The organism is Bacteroidia bacterium (genome assembly GCA_016218155.1).
GTDB lineage: Bacteria > Bacteroidota > Bacteroidia > Bacteroidales > GWA2-32-17 > GWA2-32-17.
The window spans coordinates 1-15,693 of sequence record JACREQ010000039.1 but is presented as its reverse complement, the minus strand read 5'-3'; the positions used below and the strand labels follow the sequence as shown (position 1 = coordinate 15,693).

Annotated in this window: 6 protein-coding genes; 1 reads left to right on the top strand and 5 read right to left on the bottom strand. The window is 33.1% G+C overall.

The annotated features are described in order from the left end of the window. Window positions 1-30 precede the first annotated feature (30 nt). Window positions 31-396: a hypothetical protein gene (locus HY951_07185; GenBank protein ID MBI5539825.1), complete on the top strand. Its 366-nt coding sequence runs from the start codon at window positions 31-33 to the stop codon at window positions 394-396. Window positions 397-465: 69 nt separating this feature from the next. On the opposite strand, the gene HY951_07180 is transcribed toward HY951_07185, so the two are convergent. The 5 genes from HY951_07180 to HY951_07160 all read right to left on the bottom strand — a co-directional run. Continuing rightward, entirely contained in the window at window positions 466-3,687 is a 3,222-nt protein-coding gene (locus HY951_07180; GenBank protein MBI5539824.1) for a T9SS type A sorting domain-containing protein, read from the bottom strand. A 50-nt stretch (window positions 3,688-3,737) separates the two neighbouring features. Further along, window positions 3,738-5,333: a PKD domain-containing protein gene (locus tag HY951_07175; GenBank protein MBI5539823.1), complete on the bottom strand. Its 1,596-nt coding sequence runs from the start codon at window positions 5,331-5,333 to the stop codon at window positions 3,738-3,740. Window positions 5,334-5,418: 85 nt separating this feature from the next. Then, window positions 5,419-14,688: a PKD domain-containing protein gene (locus tag HY951_07170; GenBank protein MBI5539822.1), complete on the bottom strand. Its 9,270-nt coding sequence runs from the start codon at window positions 14,686-14,688 to the stop codon at window positions 5,419-5,421. A 36-nt stretch (window positions 14,689-14,724) separates the two neighbouring features. Next, the gene (locus HY951_07165; protein MBI5539821.1) at window positions 14,725-15,153 is read right to left on the bottom strand and encodes a hypothetical protein; all 429 of its coding nucleotides are present in this window, start codon (window positions 15,151-15,153) and stop codon (window positions 14,725-14,727) included. A gap of 342 nt (window positions 15,154-15,495) precedes the next feature. Beyond that, a partial coding sequence (locus HY951_07160; GenBank protein MBI5539820.1) for a sensor histidine kinase occupies window positions 15,496-15,693 on the bottom strand: 198 nt, incomplete at its 5' end.

The following is a 15,693-nucleotide window of genomic DNA, read 5'->3' as shown; positions in this document are numbered from 1 at the left end:
CAGCTCATACATACAATAAAATCTCCGAGAGTGAGACGAAAACTGGCAAGTTATCTTTCCAACCATTTAAATATTTTGAATTACGAAACAGAAGTTGGTTGTTTTTGCTATGAAATTGAGACAGCAATTCGTAAAAAAGAATTAATAAAATTACTTGGTTCCTTTGTTAAAGAATTATCCTTAACAAAGGATGAAAGAGTTATACTATTTGATCCAAGTTTACAGTCCGATATTTTCAAATTACCAAGTAAAAATGAAAAAATAATCCTGAATGGAGATATTGAAAAAGAAAATCAGGTTGAAGAAATTATTTTAATGATATTCAGGAATATTAAAATGAAGATGGTATTAGATGAAACAGAAAATAAATATTTTAATTCTTTATCAGAAAATTAAAAAAAACAGGTAATTGGTTCTATGAAAAAAGATATTAGGAAAGAAAAAAACATTGTCAGTAAAATTATTTTACTCTATCTCTATTTTCTTTGTTTGAGTCTTCAAATTGTCACTTACTTTTACTAAATAAATTCCTTTTGAAAAACCAAGAATATTTATCTCTTTGGTCATTTGTTTTTGAAAAATTTTCGACTTATAAATACATTCACCAAGTACATTAAAAATTTCAATATCATAATTGTTATTAATCATTACAAATACAGTAAAAATTCCAATAGATGGATTGGGATAGATATTAAAATCGATTCCTATTTTGCCATAAGAAATTCCTGTAAGGCAATTTATTATAGCTGTATCAATTATCGAACATCCAAAAGCATCAGTAATTGTAACGTAAATGGTGTCTGGCGGTTGACCGTAAAGACCAGTTATAGTAGAAGAAGTATTATTATTACTCCATAAATAAGTGTAGGAACCTGCACCGCCTGATGGTAATACTGTAACACTGCCATTATTGTTTCCACAAGTAGCAGGCACAATAGAAACAGAATCAGCAATCTCTGTTAATACCGTTAAATTTGTTGTTACAATACTGTCACATCCATTAACTATGGAAGTTAATACATCGTTGTAAGTTCCACTTATAGAATAAGTATTGCTTCCTACCGTAACGCTTTGTCCTGCACAAACAGTGGGCGATTGAGTGAATAGATTTGTGGATAAAACGGTTAAATTAGTTGTTACGATACTATCACAACCATTAACTATGGAAGTTAATGTATCATTGTAAGTTCCATTTGTAGAATGGGTGTTACTTCCTACAGTAATGCTTTGTCCTGCACAAACAGTTAAAGATTGTGTAAAGGTGTTTAATGGCAATACACTTATAAAAAGTGAATCAGCATTTCCAATTCCACAATTATTTGAAGGTGTTACAATAATATTTCCTGTACTATTTGTTATTACAGAAATTATATCTGAGTTTCCACCTCCTGTTTGTGTCCATCCAATTGGGAAAATCCATGTATAAGTTACCCCTGTTTCACTAATGACACTATAATTTTGGCTTGTTCCAAAACAGGGAATAGAATCACCATCAATCTGAACGTTCAGTGGCGAATTTGAGGCAGGTGAAACAGAAATTGTCTGAGTAGAACCATTACCACAAACATTTGAAGGCGTTACCGTAATACTTCCAATGTCATTTCCAACCATAACTGTAACTTCGTTTGTACTTCCCCCTCCGGTTTGATTCCAGTCTGTCGGAAAACTCCAGGAATAGATTACTCCATTTACATTTATTACACTATAAATTTGACCTATACCTGAGCATGGGCTTAATTCACCTATAATTGCAGATGTTTGTGATGGAATGCTAACAGCTGTAACTGCAAGAACACTTGAAGTCCCATTTCCACATCCATTTGAAGGAGTAACAGTAATATTTCCATTATTTGAACCAACAGTAACTGTAACCGAATCTGTTGTAGTTCCCCCTGTTTGCACCCATCCAACCGGAAAACTCCAGCTATAACTTACTCCGCTAACTTCATTTATATTATAAATCTGACTTGTTCCAAAACAGGGAGAATTATTTCCTGAAATAATGCTTGGTTGTAATGGTAAAAGACTTGACGAAACCGCTAATGTTCTGTTTATACCTGAACCACAAATATTACTTGGTGTCACAGTTATTGATCCGTTTGTACTGCCAACAGTAACATAGATAATATTTGTATTCTGTCCACTTGTAATTGTCCAGCCAGTTGGAACTGTCCATGTGTAAGCTACTCCTGCAACATTGGTAACACTATATGTTTGTGATGTGCTTTGACAAGGTAAAGTGGTTCCGGTAATTATTGAGGGTTGAGAAGGTATCGTAATAGGAGATACATTTTTAGACAAACCATTACCCAGACACAATATTGCACAACCTCCACAAACAAGTGTAAAACTGACTGAGCCACTACCATTACCTACTGTTACATTTATTTGTGTAGAACCATCACCAGAATTAATAGCCCAGCCAAAAGGAACCGACCAGTTAAATGAACATTGTGAAAAACTTGGTGTTGGAGTTATAGTATAAGTTTGAATTGATCCTATACATGGATTTGGATTTCCAGATATACTGCCTGTAATACTTTCTCCTGCTGAAACACAAACAGAAGTACAAACTGTTTCACCATAACCACATGTATTTTCAGGTGTAACGCAAATTTCAGACATACCAGTTGAATTAAAAACAGGTGTATAAGTATTTGTTCCCATTTGACTGGATGTAAAATCACCATCACTTACAGACCAATAATAAAAATTACCTGCAACATTTGTTACACTATATTGGTCAAAAAATCCAATACAAGTTGAAGTAGATCCGCTTATAGTTGAAACACTGGGTATTGTACAACAACTCCCTCTGCATATCCATAATTTGTCAATACAAATTCCACTTTTCAAAGTAGATGATTTTGTGCCTTCAAATGCAATGTAATAATCGTCGCTTGGATTAGGTAATGTTAAGATATAATTTACCCAATTTCCATTATTGCTATTTGCTGTATTCAATAATGTCCATGCTCCGCTATAAGAAGTTTTATAATAAACTTTCAAAGTATCATGAGATGGCACACATGCCCAAAAGCCGAGAGTAGCTGCCCCAGTGGTAGTTGAAAAATCAACAGGGGGCATTATCAACTTTGTTGAATTACCATTATTAGTACTTGAATTACTCCCGAAAAATGCACAGAAATTACCCTCAAAAGCATGTTCTGGAAGATTAGCAAAGCCAGTTGAATAGGGATTACCATCATAAAATATCCAATTTAAATTCCCAGAAATATTTTCCTGAGTCCAGCAAATTGGCATATTGCCACCATTCTCAAAATCTTCTTGAAAATTAGAGGGTGCAGGTGTACATAATGTCTTTGAACTATCAACTAATCCAAACGAAAAAATATGACCTGCGGTAAAAGACCATATTTTATAATAATATAAAGTATTTGGCAATAATCCTGTATGATTAAAAAGATTACTTATCCCTTTATTAATAATAATACCACCACCAAAAATTGTATCAGTAACATTATAAACTGTACCATCCACAGGTGTTCCGAAAATATTGAAAACACTGTAAGCAATTATTACGGAATCATTGTTGGTATTGAGTGTCCAAGATAAATCAATTTGAGTATCACTTACAGGTGTTGCATTAAATGCAGAGGGATTATCAATAGAATAACCTATTACAGGAATTACAAAATAACATAGTATACACAATATTTTTTTCATGTCTTAAAAGTATATAAAATAAGGAAATATCTTATTCTGAAATTAATTCATTAATATTCAGACTTTTTTATAACTTTTTCTACCAATACCTGCTTACTATCAATATAAACCCCTACAAGTATTACACTATCATTCCAGTTGCTCGAAGGCATTATAAAATTATTAAGACCAGATTCCAAAGGGTGTTCACCTAACTGTGAACCAGTATTTCTAAAAGCCTTAACTTTTCCTGTTTTATTTGTCGGTAAAGTACATTCTATAGTAAAATCTCCTCCTGTAGGGTTGGGATAAACTTTAAAATTCAGTGATTCTTTGGTAAACTCCTGATTTAAACTGCACCAATTAACCCAAATATGGGCTGTATCTGTTTTAGTGCAACCATCTTGTGTTACTGTAACGGTAATGGTGTAAGCACTATCATTTGTGTAAGTATGTACAGGGTTTTGAATATTGCTGGTAGAATTATCTCCGAAATCCCATTGCCATGTTTGTGCGTAAGTATTGTTATTGAAAAAGGGAACATTTACCTGACCCAATGAAAGACAAAATGTATCTTGCATTGCTAAAGTGTGTATTGTTGGATGTAAAAAAGCACAATTTGTATCCGGCATGTACCAACGTGCCAAACCATAAGCTGAATCGCCTCCGGCTATGGTAAAACCCCCACCAACAAATAAAGTATCATGAAATTCTTCCATTGCCATTACACCCGGATTTACTCCGCTTCCTAAAGGATGCCATTGATTTCCGTCCCAGCGTCCAATGTAATTTATTAATGTTCCATCGCTTAATGTATCACTGGCAAATCCTGCATATAAATAACCATTATACATTTTCAGACAATCTATTCCTTGAGCAACAGTTCCCATTGAATGCCACTCAAAACCATCCCATATTGCTATCCGATGCGATTCAATAGTGTTATTATTAACAAAGTTAAATCCCCCACAGATATAAATTAAATTATTAATAGTATCATTTTCTGCCTTGAACATGGAACCTGATATCCCTCCATAGGGTTGTGGTGACCATGTAGTTCCTCCTTCAAATTTCATAAAACCAGTACCAATACTTGAACCAGATAATAAATCGTTGGAATATCTTTTTAACATATCAATTGGTTGTAAATTTGCTGCGTTTACCCAATTAGTTCCATCCCAAGCAATTACTCCGAAAGCTAAGCCCATAAGATTATTTCCACCAACAAAGACTTTATTTTGATACAACTCAAGTACCTCACAATTGGCACAATTACTATTAGAGCCTATAGGCCACCAGTTATTATGATGCCAACATGCAAGACCCTGTGTTCCCGGTTTATTATCTGCATTCATGAATGAGCCTGCTGCATACAAAGTATCATTTTTATATAACAGGCTAAAAGGTGTTGAATAAAGCCCTCCAGTTAGAGGATAGTAATTTCCATTATAATACTTTACGATGCAAGAAGCATTAATATTAGATATTTTGGCAAATTGACCACTTATAAAAAGTGTATCATTTACAGTTAAAAAACAATATCCAAAGCCATTACTTCCATCGGGCATTATTAAAGAATACTTCTTATTCAAATCAGGTATCCATTGCTGGGAAGAAACAGCTAATGCCTGAATCAGAAGAAATAATATGAGAATGTTTTTTTTCATTTTCTAATATGTAATCAGAACAAAGAGAAGAATCTTTTTTGAATGAACTTTAGATTCTTCACTTCGTTCAGAATGACATGCTTTTCTAATTGGTTTTTACCATCTTTTTATTTTCTATGTTTTCGTTATTAATTTTCATTCCGTAAAAATAAATACCATTAGCCCAACCTTTACTATCAATTTCCAAAGTATTTTCTCCTTCCTGCAAAGATAAGGTTAAAATAATTCTGCCTGTTACATCTTTTATCTCAATTATTCCCTTACTTCCTTCGGGTAAATTATATGGAATTACAGTATTTCTGCTGAATGGATCGGGATAATTATCGCCAAGATATGACAAGTTTGTTTGATGAATGTTATTATTTTCAACTCTCATAGTTCGCATTCCGTTCTCTGGACATGCAGGAACTTCTTCACGATACAAATACATTAATATTGCTTTTGCATTTACAGTAGCTATCCCTTCGGGGCATTGATTCGCCAGAGTTCTTAAATAATCAATCTGGTTACTATCTAATTCTTCGAGAGTTTTGCCCTGAGTTAAATGATTCAAAAGAAAAGTTGCATAAGTTTTCCACTCACCAATTTGCGAATCATCGTTAGGCAACATAGCTAATTTTGATAAAGCTGCCGAATAATTGCTATCACTAATGTAATTTGCAGCAAGTGTCATATTCGCAGCAGGAGTAGCTTCTCTTTCAAACAAAGTTATAGCATCAGCATTACGGTTATTCAGAGTGTCTAACAATAAAGAAATGATTTCATTAAAATATAATTGCTTTGTCAATATTGCCTGACTCAACTTAGTTTCAAGATAACCCAATGTTATTTTTCCGGGATTATTTACCTGTTTCTCTTTCAATTGGTTTTTAATACCCGGAGGCAGAGTTTCAACACGGCTGTTAAATGAAGAAACGACATTCTTTGTTACTGGAAGATTTTCTTCCATAACATTTTTATAATTGCCGATTGAAAGTGGATTTTGAATATTAAGAGCAGTTAAAACTGTATCTGACAAAGGAGAATCAGCTATCAGCATATTTTTCAACTGACCCGTTGGCGGATTAGAATAAATAGCATTCAACAATTCGTAAGTATGCCCTTTGTCAGCATTGTTTAATAGTGCAATATACTGCGATTCTATTGTTAAAGCCACATTATTCAAACTGTCTATCCTTTGAAATACAGGTGTATTTAAAGATATTGGAAGATTAATATCAGGAGGTAAGAAATTTGGGAAAGGGCAAGATTGAGAAATCGTATAAAACGGAACAGTATCAATCTGGTATTTAGAAATAGGAGTAACTAACACTTTTGGGTTGTAGTTTGGAGAAAGTGTTGAATCTTGAAAATAATAATTGTACCCAAATACAGAACCTAATTTATTAAGATTTGAATTAACAAATCTATTTCCTGCTCCAAATCTTGATTTAGTAATTGAATTGGTATATACTTGCCATCCATTATAACCTTGATTTGCAAGTGTACCCGATTCTGTATTAATGTTTATTAAGAAATTACTTGTAAAATTATTATGAGTATTACATCTTAAACAAAGGTATGAATTATCGTTTTTAGTAGTAATTCCTGTTTTACATAGGGTAAACCAGTTGCCAGACCAACTATATGAACCATTACTACTTGCTTTTGCCATAACATTTCCATTAAAAGGAATGGAATTCTGAATAATAGCACCTGTTGTTAACTTAAAGAATATGTTATTGGTAATTTCAAAACTCGAAGCGTTATTAGTTCTTATACCATAAGAAGGTATTGTTGTTGAATAAGTATTATTAAACTGGTTACCGTCATGTATCCTGTCGCCCCTGCTGCCTGAAATGTAAAGAGCTGTACCATCATTTTGTCCAAGTGCTCCTATAGTGTTACCGGGAATATAATCGAAAGTACACATGGAAATGTCATAAGAGTTAAGAAAAGTAGGCATAATGTTTTCAATGTGCATACCTTGCCTGTGATTTTTAAATCTGCAATTTAAGACAACCGAACGTTGATCGTCAATTGTGAAAATTCCATAATCAGTATTATCAAAAACACAACCTTTTATTTTTAACCATTTTATATGGTTTGCCTGAATTCCAATATCAGTTCTTGAATTTGCATTGGCTTGACCAGCCCACGGATTCTGACTGTTAGGATACCTGTTTGGAGATGTATTAAGGTAATTACCATCAACTAAAGCAGGGGTACAAATAAATGTATTGGAATCTATTCTATTGAAAACACCATCAGGATTACTCTTCCAAATAAACTTAATTCCAACTCCATCATTTTTATAAGTTGACATTACAGAATACACAGTACCACCGCTAAAATGATTATCAAATGGATTAGCGTCATCTATATTACTACAGCTAACTGATTTCCTTCTTCCAAGCAAAACAGCTAAATGGGCATTTTCTATTGTACTTGATCTGATTTCCACATTTCCCTGAACAGGATGTGTTGATACCCTGTTGCCATCTCCCCATACCTCAATTCCCTGCCACATACTACATGAATTAATACTGGTAAGAGTAACGGAATGAACTCTGAGTTTGCCCCCTCTTTGTACAATTATTCTGCCTTTGGGTGCAAATTGTACAACAACATTATCATCAATAACTAATGTTTGCCCCAAAGGAATTGTTACAAGTCCCTGAACAGTAATAGTTGAACCATAATTTGCTTGGTTCCAGTGATTATTTAAAGAACCGATAACAGTACCGTCTGCAAAAGTATATGTTGTATTGCAATTGCAGTTTTGAGGTTGAATAAATATGGTAGTATGAGCAGAGGCAGCACCACATTGGTTGGAAGTTGTAAGAATTACACAATAATAACCGTAATCCGAATAGGGATATGAAGGATTATATACATTGCCTGTAGCACCATCACCATAATACCAAGAATATGTTACTCCTGCCTGATTGGGTGAAGTAAAGTTAACCGGAGTACCAGCAACTAAACAGTTAGTATCAGGGTTCAAAATAGAGATAGAAGCAACAGGAGGTGAAATTAAATTATTAACTAATGTTACACTTGCAGTAGCAACACATCCGTTAAAATCTGTAACAGTTACAAAGAATGTGTCCGGGCAAAGATTATTAATAGAAATAGTAGTATCTCCTGTATTCCAGTTATAAATAAAAGGTGCAGTCCCTCCAGATAATTGAACTGTAGTACTACCAGTACAAGCCGTAGAACATGGATTCCCTGAATTTGAATTTATATTCACAACAAAAGGTGCAGGATTGGAAATTATAAACAATACTGTGTCCTTACATCCGTTTGCATCTGTAACAATTAAACTATAATTGCCAGTACATAAACCTGTAATTGCAGGAGTAGTTGCACCTGTATTCCACGCATAAGTAAAAGGTGCAATACCTGTACAAACAGCAGAAGCAGTTCCATTACATAAACCATTACAGGTTGGATTCACAATATTTACTGTAGCATTTAACGGAACAATATTGAATTGTACAGTGTCACTTGTTTCAATTTGGCTTTGTGTGAAAATACAGGTGTCATTATTACAAGGAAATGCCTGTGTTACATAAGCATTTGCAATAATATTATAAATTCCACCACCTGAATTTCCGGCAATATAGAATTGAATGGTTTGAGAACCAGCAGGTGTTACATTACCTGCTAAATTATAAGTATAGGTTTGCCCTGCAACAGAAGAAGGAATATCACCGCTTGACCACATATATGAGTTCGGAAGAATTACCTGTAAGGTGTTTAAAGCACTTGTATTATTGTTTCCTGTGTTTGTTATGGTTAGATTGACTAATGTGCTATCACCACAACCGGAAACTGAATCGGTCATATTTATACTAACCAACAAAGAATCCTGAACAGGGAAGCCTGTAACAACAGGAACACCCGACCATTGAATAGTCTGTAAAGGTTTATTGCAATAATTTTCTGCGGTAATAGTAAAACCAATTTCATTATTGCCAAATCCGCAATTACCAACAATGTTAAAAATCAAATGCAATGTATCAGTTTCAAAATTATGGAAAATTGAAGCCGAATCAAGTACCCATGACAAGCTATCCGTTTGAATATTTATGGGATTCAAAAACTCGGTTGAACCATTGTATTGAAGATATGCACTTCCCGGTACATAGTTATATTCATTGTTTAATGATTCAGCCATATTAACCTGAATATTTTCGACTGTCCCTACACCTGTTGCTGTAATTTTAATATCATAGGTAGCCGTATCGCAAACATTAATTGTATCGTTGGTTGAAATATCGGCTTGGTATCCTGTCTGTAAAATATCAAAAATCAAGTATGTCGTGTCAAGGAAACAAGCATTTTCAAGTGTATCAGGGTAACCATAACAATTCCATCCGTAAATTGCAACCAAAGTATCTGTGTTTCCGACATGTGAACAATCATAGTTTGCATATACCGAAACATGCGCTGAATCAAGCCATCCCCATTGTGTACCTATTGTTCCCAGACCATATAAATTATTTCCGCCAATAGAATTAACAACAGGAACATGTGTGTTATTATTAGTCCAGATTAAGGAATCAATAAAAATATTATTGTTAGGTGATTCAAAATAAATAAAAGTATTTTCTGCCCTGTTGTTAATTAATCCGTTCTGCCATACCTGAGTACCAATTGTATTGACAATCATATTCCAAACCAAATCATTATTCATATAATTCTGTTGCTGCAACAGGGTTTGAGTTTGGAGAGTTGCAATTGGCTTGGAATATACCAGATTATAAGTATTAATTATTGCAGTATCCCCTGAAAAAGCACCGGGAAAAGATGACCAGTTTACTCTTGCATATTCGGGACTTGTTGTATTATTTGGTGTCAAATGATAATCCTTCATTTTTAACCTTGCTTCAACCCTATAACGCTTAGTTTCATCATAAGCTGTCAGGAAATTATCGCATCCTTGAAAACCAGTTATCTGGCTAAAATGAGCAGAAGGAAAAATAGTTAATGTACTATCTGTAATAATTGCATCAGTTGAACCTGATAGGTCATAGTTGTATAAGTCATCGTTACTTATAAATGTTCCTACATTCCAAAACATAAAGCAATTAAAATTCGTTAAAATATTATTTTGAGATGTATCAATATCCCATAATTGTGTTGCTTTAATATCTATCCTGTCTATTTCAAATATATCAGGAAATGAAAATTTAAGTGAATCCAACATCCAGAGATTTCGGATTTCAAAAGAGAAAGAATTCCATTCTAAAGGAGTTGCTGGAGTCTGGTATTCCCAATTATATGTGGATAAAGTTCTTCCTACATCAGTTCTTGCATTATACCCTAAAGTATAGTAACATGGATTATAATTAGTTATATCAACGGTTGTATTGGTGCTGTCTTTATGCCCTTCACCCCAAGCAAATGGAGCAGTAGCTGAATAGAAATTTGTTCCAATAGCAACAACATTTCCCTGATTTCCAGTACACCAGTAATTAAGTTCTGATCTTTCCTGTGGAGTCATAGCAAGAAAATCCGGTTCAAGGTAATTTGCTGCATCTGGCATAATGTCAATTCCAGTATAAGGAATGCCCGACATATTTAGCATAGCATCAATTCCTTTTATATTGTACAATGGATTTAATCCACCTGAAAATACTAAATTCTGAACCACCCTGAATTTAATATTCAAATCAAAAACATCACCAGCATTTATACTATCTACTGTATTCGGAACACCATAACTTTGCATAGCCGGAATACCAATATCAAGAGCAAATGCACCACTTTGTACAATAGTATTAGATAAAGCAGGTATAATAAAGCTAAATAAACCGTTATCAGCATCATTAAAAGTTCCGTCACCTCCGATAAAACTCAATTTATCCAATATATCTCCTTTAAACACAGCCTGTGCATTAGTAAAAGGAAATCCAATATTTGCAAAATTAAAAATCAAAGTATCAGTTGAATCTGCAATGCTTAAAGTACAATCAAAATGTGCAAGATTTGCAGTCCCATCAGAAACAACGGCATGTAAATGACAATTTATGGTATCTCCTAAAATAATATGTTGATTCTGTGCAATATTTGGGTCAACAGGCTGTAAAGGATAACTATCAGGATAATTGTTATTATTTGTATCTTCACTTCCGAAGTTTGTTCTTTTAATATCAAATTCACCAATATTCCAGCCGGGTAATAAACAACCCGGACATAATATAAAAATATCATCTTCAACTTTTGATAAAGGAATCATACATTGATTTGTACAGTTCTTATTAGGATTGAAAAATACTTTTTCAGTGATTGTAGTAGGTGTGTTTGTAGCAAAGTTACAATCTGAATACAAATGAAAGTTGACTTTAAAATCATTAAAAAAGTTGTTGAAATCAGGAATTTCTGGTTTGTCAATAAAACCATGATTGTGTCCTAAATATTCTGAATACAATGTATCAGGAATACTAAATCTTGCAATTATTTTATTTCCTCCTGCAAAATTATTTGGTCCGGGTAGGAACTCAAAAGAATCAGCATAAAGATTAGATACTACATTATTATAAACCGAACTTATATATAAACTGGAATCTACAAGACCTAATCCAGGTTCCAAATCAAGTTCAATAACTATTTCTGCACTATCCCCATCAAAAATAAAACCACCCCATTGATTTCCTAATTGCAGCGAATTACTTGAGACATCAAACCAAGCAGAATCACAAGCTGATATAGTACCATTGAGATTATTAAAAACCTGATTTAAAGAAAAATTTCTTCTCCAAGTTGCATTGTAATACCCATTCCCATCAGGATAATGCTTATATGGCGTACTGTAACAGGGATGATTTAATACAATATAGGGGAACCCCTCCCAGTGCATTCGTGTTGCATGATTAAAATAAGTATTATAATTGGATGAATCTATACAATTTATTTTTTCATAATACCTAAGATAAATAGTATCGTTCGGGAATAAAGTGTCAGTTGTTAAGATTGCCTGATTATTGCTAAATAGAGGTGTAGTTGCTATAAATGGAATCGGAATTTCATTTCCACTAACTATTTTATAAACCTCAAAATCATATAATGGGTGGTCAGTAATATTCAGTGAAAGTGAGTTTCCGTTAATTATTCCAATATAAACGGACGGAGCGCTGCCACCTCCTGTATTTACAATTCTCATGACTCTTTCTAAAGAATCTGACCAGCATGTTTGGTAACCCGGTGTTAAAATTACATAGCTTAATGCAGGTTTGTCATTAGGGTCAAAATTGGCTTTGGTATATGAGCCATTAATCTGTACACATAACTTTGTCGAATCACAACCATATTTTGCATCAAAATAAGTAACATTATTATAGCTGTTTGGACATCCATCTAAGAATACAAGTTCGTGAAATACGATAGAATCAAGAAAATCTATATTATCTACTTTTACCCTGTGAATTACAGTCGAATCTGTTATTTCAGTTTTCAAAATATCTATTGTCCCGGAAGTAGGAGCAATAACCCACACAGAATCTACACGAATTACAGTTTGTGATGAAGGTATCTGAATCGTATCTCTGAACTCAATAACACCAGAAAATATTCCGTAGGAAGAAGTATTTTTGTAATGAAAAGTCCTTTCAAATGCAGTTCCCAGATGTGCATTGCCGTATTGAATGTTAATACTGGCGTTGGGGTCAAAAACTATCACAGGGAAATTCACACTAAAACTATCTGTTGTTACAATTCCGTTCTGATTTATTGAATACAAAATATTCTGAGTTGTGGGTGAAAAGTTCTCACATCCGACTTTGATATGATAATTTAAAGTAAAAGATGTATCAGGAGCATTAAACGAATATTGTGGCATTAATGGATTTGATATATCAACAAGGATACTTGTAGAGGGATATGCCGGAATAGAAGCATTGTTTAACCCAGTAACTCCAGTCGGGTAAGTCATTGTTATTTGAATAGGATCATTAATGTGTACTCCATTTATAGTAAAGTTAAGTTCTTCATCAATACATGCCTGAATAGTTGTAGATTTAACAGTTTTAATTTTGCAGATTTCTCCATATTGTCCCCACAACTCACCAATTTTAACCCTTACAGATATACGATATGCAGTATTTAACTGTATTGGCATAATCAATTCGTTTAAAGAAAAAGTATTAGTGTTTTTCACGATGTTTTCTGAAATTCCAGAATTATCGTCTGTAATCATAAACTCATACATTTCTGCCCTGTAAACAGCTTCTGTCGTTAGAACCTGACTGAATAAAACTTCGCTAATATCGCAATCTGTATTTATAAGCCGGGATAAAGCATTTGGCGCATGAAAAGGATTAGATAAAATAGATGTATTTTTTAACTGGTCTGTGGCTGTGGCTACATAATTCGAGTAATTTGTTGTAGCAATTACTTCCCATTTGCCATTATAATCAGCTTGTACAGTAGTAATGTATTCATTTGCACTCTGGTTTCCATTGCTTCCGAATATTTCTACAACATCATAAGGGTCAGCTCCTCCTTTTAAAAGGTATGAGTTATTATTATAATCTGAAATAATAGGCTCATGTTTCAATTGATTACCATCGGGTTCTAATATAATTGCTCTGTCACTTCCATAGATAATATTTCCGCTTATTTTATTATACCAGCTCTTATTGGTAACCCATATTCCGAATTTCTGATTGTTTATAATGGTATTGCTTTCACCGGGATTAATTCCACCAATAGTATTTGAATTACTATTATCTGATAACACTAAACCATATGCACTATTTCCAATAGGATTACCCGAATAAGGGTCTATGCCTAAATAATTACCCTTAACAGTTCCATTTGTACTGCTTACAATTCTTAATGAAGCTGGAAAAACCTTAGAATTAACAGACCCATTTTCAACAAAATAACAATCTGATATATTAAATGAATTTGCATAATTAAACATCACAGCTTGTGAAACAAAATGCTTAAATACGATTCCTTTTACACCTGAATTTTTCAAGTTGTTAAAATATAATCCTGTTAATAGTTTTAAATTTCCATCAAGAATAATCTGAGGATTTCCCTGTGAATATCCGGGTTGTGTTGTTGCATCAATGGTAATGATTTTCTTTTCAAGAGTTGGAAGGGTGTAGTTTAAAAGAATTATTACTGGTGAAGTTCCCGGAATATTAAATTCAATTCTGCATTCTCCGGGAGTATCTAATACTTTTCTAATTGCCCATTGAAGTGTTCCATACATTACAGGGTCACACTTTGCATCATCGAAATCATAACGATATACATATGAATCGGGATCGGCATTACTAATTACAGTATAAGTTGTAACAGCATTTACATTTAAAAAGATGATTGTTGCTATGATTGTGAGTAATATTGTTTTCATGTTTTTTAGTTTTTCTAATTTAAAATCCTAAATCAATTATGGGTTTTGGTCTTGTTTTAACCAATAAAGGGTTTCCGAAGTTCCATCAATATAACTCACCACAAGTGTGAGGTAATTGTATAGGTTCATTTGATTTTCGCTGAGTTTGTAATATATCCTTGCATCATAATCTGTAATTTCGTTCTGATCTCCATTTAATAAAGTATAATATTTGGTATTGGAAAACAGTATAGTGGGACTTAATAAAGCAATATCGGCAATATCCTGAACGGTTCCGAATTTCATTTGAAAATTCAAAATACTGTCTGGATAATTAATCTTAAACTGTATCATTATTCTGGTAGAATCGCCCAAAACTGTCGAATCCGGTGTCATAGGGACAATACTCAGGTCAATTGTTTTCTTTTGACTGAAAACATTACTTGAAATAATAAAAACTAATAGTAAAATTAAAATTGGTTTCATAAGGTATGTTTTTTAGGTTTTATCAGGTGTTTATACAATTTTTAATTTAAAAAACTCAAAAATAGTTATGATTTTAAATCTCAAAACATTATGATGTTTACTTGTTTTTAAATAAAAGGTTTCAAAAGTTATAAAAATATTTCATATTTAACTCACATTCTTATATTTATACACTACTATTTTAGTATCCCGAAATTTTGAATATACCTCTCCAAATATATAGAGTCAAATTTTTGAAAACATAACCACCATTTCTTAAACTATTTTTCAACAAATTTTCTAACTGTCATATATTCAGAATAATAAATTTTATTTAAAATCTTTTTTTCCTCTTCTGCCTTTTTACTGTTTCACAGGAACTGAAATATAAAACCGACTTCCTGAACCCTGATTACTTTCTACCCAAATCTTTCCGTTATTCAGTTCAATAAATTCTTTGCACAATTTTAGTCCAAGCCCTGTTCCTTCTTCATTTGCTGTTCCTTTTGTTTGTACAAACTGATTTTTATCAAAAAGATACTTTATCTGTTCAGGGGGGAT

Bases quoted from the DNA above. Each gene is read 5' to 3' on its own strand.
- HY951_07180 (MBI5539824.1), bottom strand. From the start codon at position 3,687: ATGAAAAAAATATTGTGTATACTATGTTATTTTGTAATTCCTGTAATA.
- HY951_07175 (MBI5539823.1), bottom strand. From the start codon at position 5,333: ATGAAAAAAAACATTCTCATATTATTTCTTCTGATTCAGGCATTAGCT.
- HY951_07170 (MBI5539822.1), bottom strand. From the start codon at position 14,688: ATGAAAACAATATTACTCACAATCATAGCAACAATCATCTTTTTAAAT.
- HY951_07165 (MBI5539821.1), bottom strand. From the start codon at position 15,153: ATGAAACCAATTTTAATTTTACTATTAGTTTTTATTATTTCAAGTAAT.